This window comes from Streptomyces sp. SPB162 (assembly GCF_029504575.1).
In the GTDB taxonomy this organism is placed as follows: domain Bacteria; phylum Actinomycetota; class Actinomycetes; order Streptomycetales; family Streptomycetaceae; genus Actinacidiphila.
The window spans coordinates 1,327,698-1,344,536 of the sequence record NZ_JAQFII010000001.1 but is presented as its reverse complement, the minus strand read 5'-3'; the positions used below and the strand labels follow the sequence as shown (position 1 = coordinate 1,344,536).

The following is a 16,839-nucleotide window of genomic DNA, read 5'->3' as shown; positions in this document are numbered from 1 at the left end:
GCCCGTCGCCGCGGCCGGCGTCAGCGCTCCAGGTCCGCCGTCGGGCGGATCAGCGGCTCCGGCAGCGCCACCGGGCCGGGCTCCGGTTCCGGGTCCGCTTCCGGCTCCGGTTCGTGCTCCAGGGCGTCGGCGGGGGCATCGACCGCGGGAAGCAGGCCGAGGACGGCCTCGCGCTGGGCCGTGCCGGTCTCCTCGTCGTAGGGGTCCGGGGTGGCGGGCACCTGCAGCCGCAGCACCGGGCCGGTGCCGAGCCGGGCGTAACCGCGGCCGGCCGGGACCTCGGCCGCCGAGGTGGTGCACTGCGGGGCGCCGAGGACGGCCCGCGCGTGCTCCGGGTCGAGCGCGCCCAGCAGGACGCGGGCGCGGGTGTGGGCGATGACGGCCGGAGTCAGCACCTCGGTGGCGTCGAGCTGGTCGGCGACGGCCACCGCCACACCGGCGGTGCGCCCGTGCCGCAGCGGCACGTCCAGCAGCAGCTGCGGGTCGGGGCGGCCCTCGGCGTGGGCGAGCTGGGTGAGCGCGGTGGGCCGGTCGACCAGGATCCACAGCGGGCGGCGGGTGTCCTCCGGCGCCGAACGTCCGGCCTGACGCGCCCGGTTGACGGCGATCAGCCGGCGTTCCGTCTCGTGCGCGGCCCATTCGAGGGTGGCGCAGGTCCCGGCCAGGCCACTCTCGACGGCCAGCACGCCGGGACGTCCGACGAGGCAGGCGTACTCACCGCTACCGCTGCCGTCGATGATCACGACGTCGCCGTGGCACAGCGCCTGCAGGGCGATCGACCGCAGCAGACCGGTCGTGCCCGAGCCCGGCCGGCCCAGCGCCAGCAGGTGCGGCTCGGTGGAACGCGGCCCGGTCCGCCACACGACGGGCGGTGCGTCGCGGACCTCGTCCCCGTCGACGACCGGGACGGTGCGCCGGACGGTCGCGGAGTCGGTGAAGCCGAGGACGGTCTCGCCGGGCGCGGTGACGAAGCGCTGGGCGGTGATGCCGGTGGACAGCGGCGGCAGCGCGGCGAGGGTGAGGTGGTTCTCCTCCTCGTTCCAGTCGAACCTGTACTCGCGGCCGCGCCCCGCCTTGGCGTGCAGCAGCTGCTCGATGCGGGACCGGGCCGCGGCCTCGCCGTCGGTGAAGTACGCGGGATAGCGCAGGTGCAGCCGGGCCAGCCGGCCGTCCTCGAACGTGTACTCGCTGAAGGCGCTGTCCCAGTCTCCGTCGCGGGCGTAGAGCGGAGCCGGGTCGTCGGGGTCGGACAGATACGGCACCAGCGCCTCGTACAGCGTCTGGAGCCTGTCGGCCTCGGCCTCGGTGGGCCCTGCCGGTTCCGGCGCGGTGCGGTCACGGCCCATCCAGCCGGCGCAGGCCAGGACCGCGCCGAGCGCCAGCAGTGGGCCGTACGGCATCAGCGTGACGACGACGACCCCGGCGCCGCAGAGCAGCAGTGCCGGGCCGCGCCGGTCCTTGGGGGTGCGGGCCCACCAGCTGCGGGCCCAGCCCACCTGCATGCGCATGCCCCGGGTGATGGTGATCAGCGGGTGGAGCACGTCGGTGGCACTGTCAGCGGCGGTGCGCGCGAGTTCGCGGCTGCGCGCGAGCGACGGCCTGCCGCTCACGAGGGTCGCGAAGGACGGCCTGTTGCTCAGGATGCTGGGGAGGGGGCGCCTGGCCACGGACGGCTCCAGTGGGTGGGTGCGGCGGGATGGTGGCGGGTCGTGGGTGACGCGGTGGGGCCCGGGGGCGCCGGCATGCGGCCCCGGGCCCCGTAGGACCTAGACAGACACGGCCTAGATCTTGATCCCGCCCAGCAGGCCCGCGAGGCTGGCTCCGCCGGCCTTGATGCTCGGGGCGATGCCGGTACCCGCGAGGTAGAAGCCGAAGAGGGAGCAGACGAGAAGGTGGGAGATCTTCAGTCCGTCCTTGCGGAAGAACAGGAAGGCGATGATGCCGAGAAGAACGACACCTGAGATGGACAGGATCATTGGACTTTCTCCTGGGTGATGGGGACGGTCACCATGAGTCCTTCCAGGCTCACCAGAAGTGATGGAGGAGGAAAGTGGCAAACGGGTGATTTGTAGTAAATTCCCCCTGAATGGGCGCTTCGGAAGCCCGCCGGAGCGACCCCGGCGCGAGCATTGCCTGACCCGTCACCCGTCATGCCGGCCGCCACACCGATGGCGCATCCACGTCGCCCGGACGGCCGAGTGACCACGGAATCCGGGGAGTGGCGCGGCGTGTGCGACGATGCCGCGCATGCGGCTGACTCCGATCACCTGGCCCCGGTTGGCCGGGAGCCTCGCCGACCGGGTGGCCGGTCTCACCCCGACCGCCGCCGTGCCGTGGCTGCGGGTGGCCGTGGACGGCGCCCCCGCCGCCGGGCCGGCCGCCCTGGCGGACGCGCTCGCCGCCGAACTGCCCGCCCGCGGCCACCGCGTCCTGCGGGTGCGCGCCGCGGACTTCTGGCGCCCGGCCTCGCTCCGCTTCGAGTACGGGCGTGAGGACTCCGACGCGTACTACGACCTGTGGCTGGACACCGGCGCGCTGCGCCGCGAGGTCCTCGATCCGCTGGCGCCCGGCGGCAGCGGCCGGGTACTGCCCTCGCTGTGGGACGCGGCCACCGACCGCGCGACCCGGGCCGGATACGTCGAACTGCCGCCCGGCGGCGTCCTGCTGCTGGACGGCCAACTGCTGCTCGGCCAGGGCCTCGAGCTGGACCTGACGGTCCATCTGCGGCTCTCCCCGGCGGCCCTGGCCCGCCGCACCCCGGACGAGGAGCACTGGACGCTGCCCGCCTTCGGCCGGTACGCCGACGAGGTCCGTCCCGCGGAGGCCGCCGACGTCCTGGTGCACGCGGACGACCCCCGGCACCCGGCGTGGAGCGGACATCCCTTGCCGCCGGACCGCGCGGACGGCTAGCGTCGCCCCCCACCATGACCTTCGCGATCGCGCCGATGAGCGCCGAGCACATACCCGAGGCCGCCACTCTGTACGACCGCTGGTCAGGGCACTCCCGCAAGGGCAGGCCGCCGGGCGCCCCCACCGGCGGGGAACTGCTCGGGAAGCTGCTCGCGGAGCCGGACACCGAGGCCTGCTTCGCCCGCGACAGCGGCGGCAGGCCCGCCGGCTATCTCGCGGCCTCCCCGCTCGACCTCGCCGAGGACGCCCCCGCCGCACTCCGCAACCACCCGCGCTCCGCGGTGGTCCGCCACGGCGGGCACGCCCTCGCGCCGGGGCAACGCGACAACGGGGCGCTGCTCGCCCTGTACGCCGAAGCCGCCGCCCGGCTCGTCGCCCAACGGCGGCTGGTCCACTACGTCGAACTGCCGGCGTCCGAGAGCGCCGCGATGGACTGGTGCCGGCTGGGCTTCGGGTTCGAGGAGATGTACGGGCTGATGGCCGTCAAGCCCCGCGGCCGCCAGCCGCGCGGCGTGGACGGGCTGAGCATCCGCCGGGCCGGCCCCGGCGATCTGCCGCAGATCGGCCGGATGGCCGCGGAGTCGGCCCGCTACCAGCGGCGGTCGGCGATGTTCCTGCCGCAGTCGGACGCCGCGCTGGCCGCGATGCGCACCCGGTACACCGACACCCTCTCCGACCCCCGCTGCGCGGCCTGGATCGCCGGCCGCGGAGGCGAGGAGATCGGCATGGTCCTGCTCGCCCCGTCCGCCGTGGACCCCGTCACCCCCGAGGCCTGCGTGGAGCTGGCCGAGGCGTACGTCGAGCCGTCCGCGCGGGGCGAGGGCGTCAGCCGGATCCTGCTGGCCACCGCGGTGGCGTGGGCATACGACCACGAGTACCGGCACATCGGGGCCCGCTGGCACTCCGCTTCGCCACTGGCGGCCGGGCACTGGCCCGCCGTGGGTTTCCGTGTCGCCGCCTACCGCCTCAGCCGCGTACTCGACCCGAGGAACAGCAACGCCCAGGCGCCGTTCGGCACGTGACGGCGCTCACGGCCGCGCTGCCACGTGACCGGGCTCACAGGTGAGGCACGCTGAGCTGCCGCCTTCTCCACAGTGCGTTTCCCTTGCGGGCGCATGATGACGCCTTCAGCGTTTCCGTTCACGGATAGTAAAGGAATCGCACACGCACGGATCGGGCCGGCCGACTCACGGTCACCAAAGTGAGCGGGCGCTCACGCACGTGATATGCGGCTCACCACGGGAATGTTGCCGGAATGTCGGGTGCTCGTTTAGCTTCGCTCTCCTGCGGGTCAAATGCCCGCAGGATCCCACCGGGTGGAACGCCTAGTCCTGCCGCTACCCGGTGTTCTGCACACCAAACTTCTACGGCAGGAGCGGGGGACCCAGGTAAGTGCCGTTCCCGCACATCGGGAATGGCTTGGGGTGAAGTCGCTGTACGCCGCGCCATTCGGTGGTGCGTGCCGCGCCCGGGCATCTCCGGCCCGAACCCGACAGCTCACCTCGCAGGCGTAGGAGAGGAACTCCCCCATGCCCGCAAAGGGAAAGCACCGCATCGTCCGCATGAGCCGACTCACCAGGATCTGCGTCGCGGCCGGCACCGGTGGCGCCGCTCTCGCACTGCCGCTGGCCATGTCCTCGAACGCCTTCGCCGCCGAGACCCAGGTAGCCGCGAACGGCGTCGCCACCGCCGCGACGCACCCCGCGCAGCCGGTGGCCAAGGCCGCTCCGGTCGCCAAGGCCGCCCCGGCGAAGAGCGCCGACACCTCCTACCGGGTGGTCGGCGGTGACAGCCTGTCGAAGATCGCGGACGTGCACCACGTCGACGGTGGTTGGCAGAAGCTGTACGCCGACAACGAGCAGACCGTCGGTGGCGACCCGAACCTGATCTACCCCGGCCAGACGCTGGCCCTCGGCGGCAAGGCCGCGCCGAAGCACTCGGCGCCGTCCACCGAAGCGGCGCCGAAGACCTCCGCCTCGAAGTCCTCCACCGCGAAGACGGCGAAGGCACCGGTCAAGAAGGCCCCGGTCGAGAAGGTCGAGGCGAAGACCGACGCGTCCACGAAGTCCTCGACGGCGTCCTCGTCCTCCTCCGGCTACACCCTCCCGGTCGACGGCGCCGCCATCGGCACCCCGTACCACCAGGAGGGTTCCAGCTGGTCCAGTGGCTACCACACCGGTGTGGACTTCGTCGTGTCGACCGGCACCACGGTGAAGGCGATCGCCGCCGGCACCGTCGTGTCCGCGGGCGACGGCGGTGCCTACGGCAACGAGGTCGTCATCCAGCACAGCGACGGCAAGTACTCCCAGTACGCGCATCTGTCCTCGCTGTCCGTCTCGGCCGGCGAGACCGTCACCGAGGGCCAGCAGATCGGCCTGTCCGGCGCGACCGGCAACGTGACCGGCCCGCACCTGCACTTCGAGATCCGCACCGGCCCGGACTACGGCTCGGACATCGACCCGGTCGCGTACCTCAGCGAGCACGGCGTCAGCGTCTGATCCGTCGGACCCGACCGTGGGAAGTGCCCACCCGGACCTGAAACTGACCAGGTCCGGGTGGGCACTTCGGTGTTTCCGGGGGCCGGCGGCCGCAGCGGTCAGCCCGCCGGGTGGTTGTAGCCGAACACCCGCGCCCCGGTCTCCGAGCGCGGCTGGTGGCTGGAGCCCTGCTCGAGCAGGACGTAGGTGCCGGGGCCGTACCGCCGGTCGCCCTCGATGACCTCGCCCTCGGCCACGTAGTAGCCCTCGCCGACGGTCTCGTGCACATCGACGCCGGGCCACCGGGAGCCGGGATCGAAGTCCACCACCCAGAAACTGAACGGGGCCGGGCCCCGGCAGTTCGCGCAGCAGGACGCCGGGACCGATCTCGGTGGTGGGCACGTCGTCGACGTGGAGGGCCAGCAGGCGGTTCGGTGCCCGCAGAGCCTGATCAGGTGCGTTCATCCGTTCAGCATCCCCCGACCGGCCTTCCGCCGGGGGCGATCACTCGAAAAGGGCGGCGAGTTCGCCGCGCGAGGCGATGTCGAGTTTCGGGTACGCCTTGTACAGGTGGTAGCCGACGGTGCGCGGGCTGAGGAACAGCCGGGCCGCGATGTCCCGGTTCGACATGCCCTGCGCGGCGAACCGTGCGATCTGCAGTTCCTGCGGCGTGAGCCCGGCGAGCACCCCGGGCTCCCGGCTCCGCGGCGCCGCCGTGCCGGTCGCCCCGAGCTCGCTGCGCGCCCGGTCCGCCCAGGGGTGGGAACCCAGCCGCTCGAACACGTCCAGCGCCGACCGCAGGTGGCCGCGGGCCTCGCTCTTGCGGCGGGCGCGGCGCAGCCACTCGCCGTACAGCAGCGCGGTGCGGGCGTGCTCCAGCGGCCGGCGGTGCTCGTCGTGGAGTTTCAGCGCGGCCGTGAAGTGCGCCTCGGCCTCGGAGTCGGCGGCGAGCAGCGCCCGGCAGCGCAGCACCAACGCGTCGGACCAGGACTGCCGCGTGCGGGCCGCCCACCGTTCGAAGCGGGCGAGCGGCTCGGCGGCGCGCGGGCCGAGACCCAGCCGGACGGCCGCCTCGATGAGGTCGGGGATGCTGCGGGTGGCGCAGAAGTGGTGCCGCAGCGGTTCGTGCGTGAGCCGCTCCAACCCGTCGAGCGCCGCCTGCGCCCGTCCCAGACCCAGATCCAGCATGCCCTGTGCCCAGTACGACCAGGGCGCGCCGGGCGGCATCGCCGCGCCGGCGACGACGGCGAGCGCGCCGGCGGTGTACCGACGGCAGCGTTCCTCGTCCCCCTCGACGGCCGCCAGATAGGCCAGCACGCTGCTGAACTGGCTGGTCCACTGCTGCTGCCCGGTGTCGCCCGCGATCCGCAGCGCCTCCTGCGCGGTGGCCAGCGCGTCACGGTGCCGGCCCGCGAACACCTCGGCCTCCGCCATGAAGAACAGCACCGTCGGCAGCCGGCCGATGGCGCCGAGTTCGCGGCTCTCGGCGGCGAGCGCGGCGGCCAGTTCGTGCGCCTCGTCGTCCTGCCCGACGGCCAGCCCGGCGCCGCACAGCAGCATCAGGTCACGCGGGTCGCCGGGCCCGGCGACCCGGGCCGCGGTCACGGCGGCGGTCAGGTCCGGCGGTCCGTCACCGGTGGGCGGGCCGAGGGCGGCGGTGATGAACCGGGCCACCGGTGCCACCGGACTCGTCGCGGGCAGTTCCAGGGCGTCCAGCCGTGCCACCGTGTCCGCGACGTCCTGTTCGCCGAGGTACCAGGCCGTGTGCGCGGCCTGCATGAGCATCCGCGCGGCGCGCTCGGGATCGGCCGCCGTCGCGTGCGCGGCGCCGTCGGTGAGCAGCCGGTGCGCGGTGGGGAAGGAGCCGCCCAGGAAGTTCGCCAGCGCCCGGACATGGTGGAGCCGCGCCGTCAGCGCGGGATCACCGGCCCGGCGCGCGGCCTGCTCGGCGAAGTCACGGGCCCGGTCGAGCTCACCGGCCTCGGCGGCCGCCTCGGCCGCCAGGGTGAGCCGCCGGGTGCCGGCGCCGGGGTCGGTGCTGAGCCGGGCGGCCCGCTCGAAGGCGAGGGCGGCCGCCGCGTAACCGCTGCGGTCCCTGGCCCGTCCCGCGGTGTCCTCCAGCGCGGCGGCCGTCGCCTCGTCGGGTCCTGGCGCGGCGGCCGCCAGGTGCCAGGCCCTGCGGTCCGCGTCCTGCGGGGCGTCCAGGATGCCGGCCAGTGCCTGATGGGCAATCAGCCGATCCGCCAGCGGCGCGCGTTGGTAGACCGCGGCACGGACCAGCGGATGACGGAAGCGCAGCCGGTCGTCGTCCAGCCGGATCAGGCCGCCCTCCTGCGCGGGCGGCAGATCGCCCGCTCCGGCGCCCAGCGCCTGCGCCGCTCGCAGGACGACCCGCAGATCGCCGGTGTGCTCGGCGGCTGCGACGAGCAGCAGCAGCCGGGTGGCGGCCGGCAGGTGGCTGACCCGGCCGTGGAAGGCCATGTGCAGCCGGCTGGTGAGCGGCAGCGCGCCCGGCCGGAAACGGCCGTCGGGGCGTTCCGCCTGGAACGCGACCGGCAGTTCCAGCAGCGCCAGCGGGTTGCCCTGGGCCTCGGTCAGGACGCGGTGGCGGACGTTGGGGGAGAGCTCGGCGCCCTGCCCCGCCAGCAGGGCGGCCGCCGACGCAGGGGCCAGCCCGCGCAACCGCAGTTCGGGAAGGCCGGGGGCGGGGAACGTGCCCTCGCCGTCGCGGGCCGCGAAGACCAGGGCGATGCCCTCGGCGTCGAGCCGCCGGGCGGCGAACATCAGCGCGTCGGTCGACACCCGGTCCAGCCACTGCGCGTCGTCCACGACACAGAGCAGCGGACCGTCCCCCGAGTGCGCGGAGAGCAGGGACAGCACGGCGAGCCCGACGAACATCGGGTCGGGTGCCGCGGCGACGGTCATCCCGAACGCGGCCTCCAGCGCCAGCCGTTGGGGCTCGGGCAACGCGCCCAGCGAGCCCATCGCGGGACGCAACAGCAACTGGATCCCGGCGAAGGGCAGCTCGGCCTCGAACTCGGTGCCGGAGCCGCGTACGACGGTCAGCGCGCCGGTTGTGGCCACTGTGTCCACCGCGTCGTCGAGCAGCGCCGTCTTCCCGATGCCCGCCTCGCCGCGCAGCACCAGCACTCCGCTGCGGCCCGCCCTGGCACCGGACAGCAGATCCCCGATCGCCGACTGTTCCTCGGTACGCCCGTGCAACATGTTCCGAACGCTACCCAACGGACCGGCCGCCGCCGTCGCCGCGGGCGGCTTCCAGACCCCGGCGGATCGCGGTCTCCACGGGGCAGTAGGCGCCGTTGGACCGCTCCAACTCGTAGTGGACCGCCGGATACAGCGGGGGCTGCGCCATGAACCGGGGGCGGCTGCCGTGGTGCGGTTGGGCCGCGTGCACCAGGAAGGGATGGCACAGATAGACGTCCCCCGGGCTGCCGGTGGCGAGCGCGACCAGCCGGTGCGCACTCACCTCGTCGATCTCGGCGGCGATCTCCAGGGTCGACGCCCCCTCCTCGCCGAACGGCCGCAGGACCGGGGGGACGTCCAGGTGCGAGCCGACCCGGATCCGGGTCGGCGCGTCCTCGGGGCCGGTCTCGGTGAAGAGGAAGAGCATCAGCAGCGCCCGGCCCTCGGAGCGGAGGTTGGCGAACGGCCACTTCGCGCCCTCGGGGAAGTAGCTGCCCTCGATGTGCCAGCCGGCGTCGTCGGGTTCGTCCGGGTGCGGGAAACGGAGCGGGAAGGAGCCCAGCGACGGCCGCGGCACCCAGCGGCCGGGACCGACGAGATGGTCGAACGCGTCGTGCAACACCGGGGTGTTGGCCGCCTCGACGAAGGGCGTGTCCGGCATGTCCGACACCCAGTGCACCGGTTCCGTCCACGAGGCCGGGTCGTCCGGATCGGTGCCGGTCTTCGCCCAGAGCAGCTCCGCGCAGGCCCGCGCGGTCTCCTCGGAGAAGGCCCGTTCGATCCTGATGAAGCCGTTGTCGAGGAAGTGCTCGATCGTCGTAGGGTCCACCCGGCCATCCTCACCGCTACCGGGCGGCGGGAGCCAACGGGTTTCCGGTCGGAGTGATGAGCTCCTGCAGCGCGGGAGCACACCGCTCGACGAGGGCGGGAACCGTCATCGCGCGGACCGCCTCGCCGCGCGCGATGCCGTAGACGGCGCCCAGGCCCAGCAGCATGCCCACGGCGAGCTCGGCCCGCAGCCCGGCCTCGGGACCGGTCAGCCGGCGGGCGAGACCGGCGATGACCTGCTCGCGGAAGTTGGCGCGCATGAGGTCGCCCTGTCCTTCGGCGGAGTGCAGCGGTGCGAAGACGATCCGCAGGATGGGGTCGATGCCGCGCTCGTTCTGACTGGTGAGGACCTGGGTGACCATGTGCCGGCCGAGCTCGCCCAGCGGGGCGTCCAGCAGTGCTTCCGCGTCGGACTCGAAGGAGATGACGCGGGCGAAGAGCTTCTCCTTGTTGCCGAAGTACTTGACGATCAGCGGCGCGCTCACCCCGGCCCGTTCCGCGATGGCCTTGAGGGTGATGTCGCCGTAGGAGCGCCGGCCCAGCATGGTGCGGGCCGCGCGCAGGATCGCGGCCCTGGTGGCGTCGGCGTCACGGCGGCGGGTGTCGGGAGCAGCTGTGGGCACATGGCTCATGCTCCCTCCAAGGCGGGGTCCGCGGCCGCTTCCGCGCGCGGCGCGGGCCGTTCCGGCGTGTCGCGCCGGCTGCCGGGTATCGACACCGCCGCGAGGAAGGCGAGGATCGCGACCCCGCCCGCCATGGTGAAGGCGATCAGGTAGCCGTGCAGCGTGGGGACCTGCAGTGCGCCGATCGGCGCGGTGTGGTGGATCAGGATCGCGGCGACCGCGGCGCTGCAGGTGGCCTGGCCGACGGTGCGCATGAGGACGTTCACCCCGTTGGCGGACGCGGTCTGCCCGGCCGGTACGGCCCGCAGGATCAGCGTCGGGAGCGCGGAGTAGGCGAGCGTCGTGCCCGACGCGACCACGGAGGCACCGACGATGATCGCCCACAGCTGCCGGCTGTCCGCGATGCGCAGCACGTAGCCGAGGGTCAGCAGGACGGCTCCCGCGGCGAGGGTGAACTTCGGGCCGCGCGCCGCCGACATCCGGGCCGAGACGGGGGACAGCAGCAGCATGATGATGCCGCTGGGCAGCAGGCACAGCCCGCTCGCCACGATGGACAGCCCCAGCCCGTAACCGGTCTCCCTGGGGGCCTGCACCAGCTGCGCGGTGACCAGCGAGTTGGCGTAGAAGGCGAAGCCGGCGAGGAGCGCGGCGATGTGCGGCAGCGCGACGCGCGGGCCGGCGGCCAGCCGCAGGTCCACCAGCGGGCTCGCGGCACGCAGTTGCTGCCACCGCCACCCGGTGAGGATCACGACGGCGCCGCAGGCAAGGCTCAGCACGGCCGGGCTGGTCCAGCCCCACTGGCCGCCCTGCGAGACCGCCAGCAACAGGCAGACCAGTCCGGCCGCCAGCCCGGCGGCGCCGGTGAAGTCGAAGCGGCCGGGGGAGCGGACGGGCGACTCGCGCACGACCCACCAGGCCAGAGCGAGGCCGAGCGCGCCCAGCGCGGTCGTCGCCCAGAACATGACGTGCCAGTCGGCGTACTGCACGATCAGAGCGGCCAGCGGCAGGCCGAAGGCGGCGCCGATGCCGACGGTCGAGCTCATCATCGCCACGGCGGAGCCGGTCCTGGAGGGAGGGAGTTCGTCGCGCAGGATGCTGATGGACAGCGGCACGACCGCGGCGGCGGCGCCCTGCAGGGCGCGGGCGGCGATCAGCAGCCGGATGTCGGAGGTCACGGAGCACAGCAGGGATCCGAAGGTCATCAGCCCGAGCGCGATCAGCAGCACGCGGCGCTTGCCGTACATGTCGCCGGCCCGCCCCAGTACGGGGGTGAGGACGGCTCCGGCCAGCAGGGTCGCGGTGACCATCCAGGAGACGCCGGCGGGCGAGGCACCGGTGAGGCGCGGCAGGTCGGGAAGGAGCGGAACCACGACGGTCTGCATGATCGCCATCAGAATCCCGCCGAATGCCAGGACGGGGACCATGAGCCGTTTCCGGAAATCCACGGGGTGCGCTCCCATAAGCCGGACGAGGAGGTGAATAGTCGTTCACCACATTAGGTGAATGATGATTCACTGCCAAGCGACTTCCGGTCGGGAACGGCTGGAGAGAGCGGTTCCGGCACCGGTGCCGGGGCGCGGCCGCCGGGGATCAGGCGCCCGGGACCGTGCGGTGGATCTGCTGGAGGAAGGTGGCGTTGTCCGGCGACTGCCGCATCCGGTCGAGCAGCACTTCGAGGGTCTGCTGGGTGTCCCTGGACTGCAGGGCACGGCGCAGGCCGCGAACGGCCGCCAGTTCGGCGGCGGGCAGCAGCAGCTCCTCGCGCCGGGTGCCGGACGGGGTCACGTCGACAGCGGGGAAGATCCGCTTCTCGGCGAGCGAGCGGTCCAGCCGCAGTTCCATGTTGCCGGTTCCCTTCAGCTCCTCGAAGAAGTAGTCGTCGGCCCGGGAGCCGGTGTCGACGAGCGCGGTGGCGAGGATGGTCAGGGAGCCGCCCTCCTCGGCGCAGCGCGCGGCGCCGAAGAGCCGCTTGGGCGCCTGCACGGCGGCGGAGTCGACGCCGCCGCTGAGGGTGCGGCCGTTGCCCGGCGCCGCGTTGTTGTGGGCGCGGCACAGCCGGGTGATGGAGTCGAGAAGTATCACCACGTCCTGGCCGAGCTCGACGAGCCGCTTTGCGCGTTCGACGGCGAGTTCGGCGAGGGCGATGTGCTCCTTGGCCGGGCGGTCGAACGTCGAGGCGAGCACCTCGCCGCGCACCGAACGGCGCATGTCGGTGACCTCCTCGGGGCGTTCGTCCAGGAGGACGACCATGAGGTGGACGTCGGGGTGGTTGACGGCGATGGCGTTGGCCAGGCTCTGCAGGAGCAGGGTCTTGCCGGTCTTGGGCGGCGCCACGATGAGTCCGCGCTGGCCCTTGCCGACCGGCGCGACGAGGTCGACGAGCCGGGTGGTGAGGGCGCCGGGCGAGGTCTCCAGCCGCAGCCGCGCTCGCGGGTGGACGGGGGTGAGGTCACCGAAGTGCGGGCGCGGCCCCGGAGCTCCGGCCTGGCGGCCGTTGATCCGTTCGACGCTGCCGAGGGCGCGCGGCCGCTCGGTGGTGCCTTCGACGAGGTCGCCCTTGCGCAGCCCGAACCTGCGGATCTGAGCGGTCGTCACCTGCGGGTCGTCGGGCCGCGGGTGGTAGCCGCCGGTGCGCAGGAAGCCCTGGCCGCCGACGATGTCGAGGATGCCGGTGACCGGCGTGGGCTGGGCGGCACGGGTGGTTCTGGCAGGGGGGTGTTCGAGTGTGGTGGTCATGCTGGGTCCTTTCGAGGACATACCGAAGGAGGTCCCGGCGGGGGCGTGGAGCAAGGGGCGGACGTGTCACGCACCACTGGCTTGCCGACCCGCGAGGGGTGAAGGAAGGAGATGCAGTTACCGGGCGGCCGGTCCTGAAGGACGGAATTTCGCCACGGTGAGAGGTGGAACAAGCACCGGCGCCGATAAGCGGCGTACTCGAGTGCTGTTCGCACTGTAGCACGCCGTTTCGGGCGGGCGGGGAAAAACCTCGGGAGAAGTTCAGGGAAAGGGGTCGGAAAGGACCCGGGTCAGTTCGAGCGGAGGTTCCGGCGGCGGGCGAAGACGGTACCGGCGGCCAGCGCCAGGACGCCCGCGGCGCCCGACCAGGCCCAGCCGCCTTCCGAGGTGGATTGCGTGGCGGTGGCCGCCGTCCCCAATGGCGCGGGCGCGGAATCCGCCGGCCGGCGCGGCGCCGAGGCGGGGACGGCACGGTCGCCGGTGTTGAGGGTGCCGACCGAGCCGTTCACCCCGGCGGCCTCGAAGCCCCACTCCAGCAGGGCACCGGCCTCCTTGTACACGGCCATCGCCACGCCGGACCGCGGGTTCATCACCGTGACGATCAGCGTGCGGTCGCCGTGCTGGGCGGCGGCGATCAACGTGTTGCCCGCGTTCGTGGTGTAGCCGTTCTTCACCCCGATGATCCCCGGGTACCTGCCCACGCCGTCGGCCCCGGTCAGCAGGCGGTTGGTGTTCTGGATCTGGTAGGGCGGCGCCGGCTTGCCCTTCGCGTCCTTGCCGCCGGGGAACATCGCGGTGGCGGTGGAGGTGTAGCCGGCGAAGTACGGGGTGGCGAGGCCCGCGCGGGCGAAGAGCGCCAGGTCATAGGCAGACGAGACCTGGCCCGGCTCGTCGTAGCCGTCGGGTGAGACCACCTCGGTGTCGTCGGCGCCGAGCATCTGCGCCTTGGCCTGCATCTGGGAGACCGTCAGGGGCACGGAGCCGTTCATCCGGGCGAGCACGTGCACCGCGTCGTTGCCCGAGCTGAGGAACACCCCGCGCCACAGGTCGGCCACCGTGTACTCCTCGCCCGCCTGCACACCGACCTTGCTGCTGCCCGCCCCGACACCCGCGAGCTCCTCCTCGGTCACGGTGTGGAGGGTCTCCTGCGGGAAGCGGGGCAGGACGGTGACGGCGAAGAGGGTCTTGAGGGTGCTGGCCGGCGGCAGCGGGCGGTGCGCGTTCTTGGACGCGAGCACCTCTCCCGTACGCGCGTCGGCCACCAGCCAGGACAGTGCCGACAGGCCCTGCGGCAGCTCCGGCGAACCGGACTTCGGCAGCACCTGCACTCCCGGCCGCCCCAGCGCCGCGCCGCCGATCACGGTGCGGCCGGGCGCGCGGCCGTCGTGCCCGTCGGCGAACGCCGGGGCGCCCGCGTAGCTCACGCTCAGGCAGACGGTGGTGAGGACCACCGCGCGAGACCAGGGGGACGGAGTGCGGCCGGGGCCGAAAGCAGTCATGCGCTCACGGTAGGAACGCTTGCGCCGCTTCTGCGCGGTGACGTGCTCCATCCGGTGGAGCAGGCGACCGGACGGGGGACCCCGTGCGGGTCACGCGACCTTCGGACGGGGGACCGTGCGGGTCACGCGACCTCGGAGTCCGCCGCGAGCGGCGGATCCGACGGGGCGCCCGCGGCCTCGCGGGCACAGCGCCCCTTGGCCAGCTCGGCGTTGAAGTGCGCGCCGATGAGCAGCGCGACGTGGGACACCCACAACCACACCAGGAAGACGACCGTCCCGGCCAGCGAGCCGTACAGCCGGTTGTACGTCCCGAAGACGGAGACGTAGAGGGCGAACCCCACGGAGGAGAGCAGCCACAGCACGACGGCCAGCGCGCCGCCCCCCGCCATCGCGCGCACCGGCCGGAACCTGGCCGGCCCCGAGCGGAACAGGATCAGCACCAGGACCGTCGCCACGCAGACCAGCAGCGGCCACTTCAGGGCGCTCCAGCTGGTCACCGCGGCCTCGCCCATCCCCATCACCTGACCGGCGCGCCGGGCCAGCTGACCCGTGACCATCAAGGTGACCGCACTGCAGACGAGCAGGGAGAGCAGCACCAGCGCGGTGATGACGATGCGGGGCGCCGTCCGCCAGGCGGGCCGGTGGTCGCTCACGCCGTACATGGAGTGCAGGGCCCGCCGGAAGACGGCGAGATAGCTGGAGGCGGACCACATCGCCCCCACCGTGCCGCTGACGGCCAGGAACCAGGCCGCCGAGTGCTCCTGGGACATGTCCTTCATGGTGCTCGCGACCAGCTGCCGCGACTCGGCCGGCACCACCGCCGTGACCTGCGCGATCAGATCGCTGGTCGACGACGCCCCGGCCAGGCCGATCACCGAGACCGTCACCAGCAGGCTGGGGAACAGGGCGAGCATGGCGTAGTACGTGAGCGCCGCCGCCCGCTCCGAGGCGTCCTGGTCCCACGCGGCGACGAGGGCACCGCGCAGCGCCGTCAGGATCCGCCGCCGGCGCCCGGCCGGGCGGCGCGCCGCGGCGACGTGTGCCGCGGGCTCGCGGCCGGTGGGCCCCAGGGCCAGTACTGCCCGCTCGTCGATCATTCCGGCTCCTCGGTGGTGCGTGCGCGGTGGAACGGTGTCCACCGGGACAGGGCCCGGCGGGCGGTACGGAGTCGGCGAGGTGCCGATCTGTCGGTCTGATACCCGCGTACGGCCGGTCCAGCCGGACTTCGGATCCGTCCGCGCTCGTCGGGTATTCAACGGTTGAAGCGCGCAAGGCGGGCAAGACGCAGGGGTGTCCGAACAGTTGTAGCCATCGTCCGAACCCCCGAGCTGTTCGGGAGGTTCGAAAGAAGCTTGGGAAGGAAGTCCGGATGCTCGCCATCGCCGCGGCTGTCGTCTTCGCGATCGCCTTCATCATCAACGCGACCGAAACCTCGACCGACATCGTATTCGCACCCGGCAGCCTGCAGCTCGTGGGGCTCGTGCTGGTCGCCCTCCACCTGGCGGGACTCGGCTCCGGCTGGTCCGTCCCGGCCCGTCGCCGGGGCCGCCGCTGACCACGGACGCACGTTCGACGCACCGCTGAGGCGGTCCCGGCCGGCGCAGCGGGTATCAGACATCACACCGCGCGCCCGCCGGGACGGCGCGCCGACTGGAGGACCGGATGAGCGACACCACCCTGCTGTGGACCCTGGCGGCGCTGGCCGTCGTGGTCATGCTGGTCATCGCCGTACGGCTGGCGGTGCGCCTGGTCCGGGTACGCCGGCTGCTGGTGGCCGCCCATGTGCCGCTCACCGGGAAGGCGATGTTCTGGGGAGCGATCGCCTATCTCGTCTGCCCGGTGGACCTGCTCCCCGACCCGATCCTCATCGATGACATCGGCGTGCTGTGGCTGGCCGTGCGCGCCTTGGAGAGCGCGGCGCGCCGGGCGGGACTCGGGATCGGCGACCCGGATGGCGACCGTCCGGTGGATCCCGCCACGCATGGAACACCGTCGCTGGGGCAGAGGGCGAAGAGAACGAGCACGTGACCGCCGAGGCAGAAGGGGCATACCCGACATGCTGGACGTCCTCACCACAGTGATGGAGCCTCTGCGGAAGTCGATCCGTTACTCGGGCAGAAGCGGCAGCATCGCCGCCGCCCGCGACGCCGCCCGCGTTTTCCTCGACAACCTCACGGCGGACCGCGCCGCCCCGGTACCGGAGGGGCGCGTGCAGGAGGTACTGCTCATCGTGAGCGAACTGGTGACCAACGCGAGCCGCTACGCCCCGGGATCCTACGAGCTGGAGCTGACCTACTGCGGCGGCGCCGTCGAGGTGACCGTCCGGGACTCCAGCACCGAGCTGCCCCGGCGGTTCGAGCCCGACCCCGCGCGGATCGGCGGCCACGGGATGGAGATCGTCGACCGGCTGTGCCGGGAGGTCACCGCCGAGCGCGTCGAGGGTGGCAAGCGCGTCACCGCGCGGCTGGACGTGGAGCGGCGCGACACGAAGTGACCCGAGGCCTCCGCGGACGACGCGGGCCCGACCGGCGTACCGCCGGTCGGGCCCTTCGCCGTGCCGGG

16 protein-coding genes and 1 riboswitch are annotated in these 16,839 nt (G+C 73.1%); of the genes, 6 read left to right on the top strand and 10 right to left on the bottom strand.

Annotated features, from left to right (window positions below; genetic code table 11):
- Positions 1-20: 20 nt before the first annotated feature.
- The gene (locus tag M2266_RS06225) at positions 21-1,667 is read right to left on the bottom strand and encodes a hypothetical protein (protein ID WP_277437239.1); all 1,647 of its coding nucleotides are present in this window, start codon (positions 1,665-1,667) and stop codon (positions 21-23) included.
- 114 nt (positions 1,668-1,781) lie between these two features.
- Positions 1,782-1,976: a hypothetical protein gene (locus M2266_RS06220; RefSeq protein ID WP_269271594.1), complete on the bottom strand. Its 195-nt coding sequence runs from the start codon at positions 1,974-1,976 to the stop codon at positions 1,782-1,784.
- A gap of 271 nt (positions 1,977-2,247) precedes the next feature.
- Here M2266_RS06220 and M2266_RS06215 point away from each other — a divergent pair, with 271 nt between their 5' ends.
- The 3 genes from M2266_RS06215 (at position 2,248) to M2266_RS06205 (ending at position 5,408) form a co-directional block, all read left to right on the top strand.
- Positions 2,248-2,910 (top strand): uridine kinase, encoded by a 663-nt coding sequence (locus M2266_RS06215; protein WP_277437238.1) that lies wholly within the window; start codon positions 2,248-2,250, stop codon positions 2,908-2,910.
- Between the two features lie 14 nt (positions 2,911-2,924).
- Complete coding sequence (locus M2266_RS06210) at positions 2,925-3,932, top strand: GNAT family N-acetyltransferase (RefSeq protein ID WP_277437237.1); 1,008 nt, start codon at positions 2,925-2,927, stop codon at positions 3,930-3,932.
- 322 nt (positions 3,933-4,254) lie between these two features.
- A riboswitch (cyclic di-AMP (ydaO/yuaA leader) is annotated at positions 4,255-4,434 on the top strand.
- Between the two features lie 5 nt (positions 4,435-4,439).
- The gene (locus M2266_RS06205; protein WP_277437236.1) at positions 4,440-5,408 is read left to right on the top strand and encodes a peptidoglycan DD-metalloendopeptidase family protein; all 969 of its coding nucleotides are present in this window, start codon (positions 4,440-4,442) and stop codon (positions 5,406-5,408) included.
- 98 nt (positions 5,409-5,506) lie between these two features.
- Here M2266_RS06205 and M2266_RS06200 read toward each other — a convergent pair whose 3' ends face one another.
- From M2266_RS06200 to M2266_RS06165, 8 genes are all read right to left on the bottom strand, one after another.
- Entirely contained in the window at positions 5,507-5,716 is a 210-nt protein-coding gene (locus M2266_RS06200; protein ID WP_277437235.1) for a cupin domain-containing protein, read from the bottom strand.
- Between the two features lie 175 nt (positions 5,717-5,891).
- Positions 5,892-8,612 (bottom strand): helix-turn-helix transcriptional regulator, encoded by a 2,721-nt coding sequence (locus tag M2266_RS06195; protein ID WP_277437234.1) that lies wholly within the window; start codon positions 8,610-8,612, stop codon positions 5,892-5,894.
- Between the two features lie 10 nt (positions 8,613-8,622).
- The gene (locus tag M2266_RS06190) at positions 8,623-9,420 is read right to left on the bottom strand and encodes a phytanoyl-CoA dioxygenase family protein (protein WP_277437233.1); all 798 of its coding nucleotides are present in this window, start codon (positions 9,418-9,420) and stop codon (positions 8,623-8,625) included.
- Positions 9,421-9,436: 16 nt separating this feature from the next.
- Positions 9,437-10,051: a TetR family transcriptional regulator gene (locus tag M2266_RS06185; protein ID WP_277437232.1), complete on the bottom strand. Its 615-nt coding sequence runs from the start codon at positions 10,049-10,051 to the stop codon at positions 9,437-9,439.
- The gene (locus M2266_RS06180; RefSeq protein ID WP_277441085.1) at positions 10,048-11,466 is read right to left on the bottom strand and encodes an MFS transporter; all 1,419 of its coding nucleotides are present in this window, start codon (positions 11,464-11,466) and stop codon (positions 10,048-10,050) included. The genes M2266_RS06185 and M2266_RS06180 overlap by 4 nt, the downstream gene beginning before the upstream one ends.
- Before the next feature lie 166 nt (positions 11,467-11,632).
- Positions 11,633-12,778 (bottom strand): transcription termination factor Rho, encoded by a 1,146-nt coding sequence (gene rho / locus M2266_RS06175; RefSeq protein ID WP_277437231.1) that lies wholly within the window; start codon positions 12,776-12,778, stop codon positions 11,633-11,635.
- A 290-nt stretch (positions 12,779-13,068) separates the two neighbouring features.
- Positions 13,069-14,277, bottom strand: coding sequence for a serine hydrolase (locus M2266_RS06170; protein ID WP_277437230.1), 1,209 nt, complete (start codon positions 14,275-14,277; stop codon positions 13,069-13,071).
- A gap of 122 nt (positions 14,278-14,399) precedes the next feature.
- On the bottom strand, positions 14,400-15,374 hold the full coding sequence (locus M2266_RS06165) for a YihY/virulence factor BrkB family protein (RefSeq protein WP_277437229.1): 975 nt from the start codon (positions 15,372-15,374) through the stop codon (positions 14,400-14,402).
- 272 nt (positions 15,375-15,646) lie between these two features.
- On the opposite strand from M2266_RS06165, the gene M2266_RS06160 reads away from it, so the two are divergent.
- The 3 genes from M2266_RS06160 (at position 15,647) to M2266_RS06150 (ending at position 16,771) form a co-directional block, all read left to right on the top strand.
- Positions 15,647-15,832 (top strand): hypothetical protein, encoded by a 186-nt coding sequence (locus M2266_RS06160; protein WP_277437228.1) that lies wholly within the window; start codon positions 15,647-15,649, stop codon positions 15,830-15,832.
- Between the two features lie 107 nt (positions 15,833-15,939).
- Complete coding sequence (locus tag M2266_RS06155) at positions 15,940-16,305, top strand: YkvA family protein (RefSeq protein ID WP_277437227.1); 366 nt, start codon at positions 15,940-15,942, stop codon at positions 16,303-16,305.
- A gap of 28 nt (positions 16,306-16,333) precedes the next feature.
- Entirely contained in the window at positions 16,334-16,771 is a 438-nt protein-coding gene (locus M2266_RS06150) for an ATP-binding protein (protein ID WP_277437226.1), read from the top strand.
- Positions 16,772-16,839 lie beyond the last annotated feature (68 nt).

Bases quoted from the DNA above. Each gene is read 5' to 3' on its own strand.
- M2266_RS06155 (WP_277437227.1), top strand. From the start codon at position 15,940: ATGAGCGACACCACCCTGCTGTGGACCCTGGCGGCGCTGGCCGTCGTG.
- M2266_RS06205 (WP_277437236.1), top strand. From the start codon at position 4,440: ATGCCCGCAAAGGGAAAGCACCGCATCGTCCGCATGAGCCGACTCACC.
- M2266_RS06160 (WP_277437228.1), top strand. From the start codon at position 15,647: ATGCTCGCCATCGCCGCGGCTGTCGTCTTCGCGATCGCCTTCATCATC.
- M2266_RS06180 (WP_277441085.1), bottom strand. From the start codon at position 11,466: ATGGTCCCCGTCCTGGCATTCGGCGGGATTCTGATGGCGATCATGCAG.
- M2266_RS06185 (WP_277437232.1), bottom strand. From the start codon at position 10,051: ATGAGCCATGTGCCCACAGCTGCTCCCGACACCCGCCGCCGTGACGCC.
- M2266_RS06220 (WP_269271594.1), bottom strand. From the start codon at position 1,976: ATGATCCTGTCCATCTCAGGTGTCGTTCTTCTCGGCATCATCGCCTTC.
- M2266_RS06170 (WP_277437230.1), bottom strand. From the start codon at position 14,277: ATGACTGCTTTCGGCCCCGGCCGCACTCCGTCCCCCTGGTCTCGCGCG.
- M2266_RS06150 (WP_277437226.1), top strand. From the start codon at position 16,334: ATGCTGGACGTCCTCACCACAGTGATGGAGCCTCTGCGGAAGTCGATC.
- M2266_RS06215 (WP_277437238.1), top strand. From the start codon at position 2,248: ATGCGGCTGACTCCGATCACCTGGCCCCGGTTGGCCGGGAGCCTCGCC.
- M2266_RS06165 (WP_277437229.1), bottom strand. From the start codon at position 15,374: ATGATCGACGAGCGGGCAGTACTGGCCCTGGGGCCCACCGGCCGCGAG.
- M2266_RS06195 (WP_277437234.1), bottom strand. From the start codon at position 8,612: ATGTTGCACGGGCGTACCGAGGAACAGTCGGCGATCGGGGATCTGCTG.
- M2266_RS06210 (WP_277437237.1), top strand. From the start codon at position 2,925: ATGACCTTCGCGATCGCGCCGATGAGCGCCGAGCACATACCCGAGGCC.
- rho (WP_277437231.1), bottom strand. From the start codon at position 12,778: ATGACCACCACACTCGAACACCCCCCTGCCAGAACCACCCGTGCCGCC.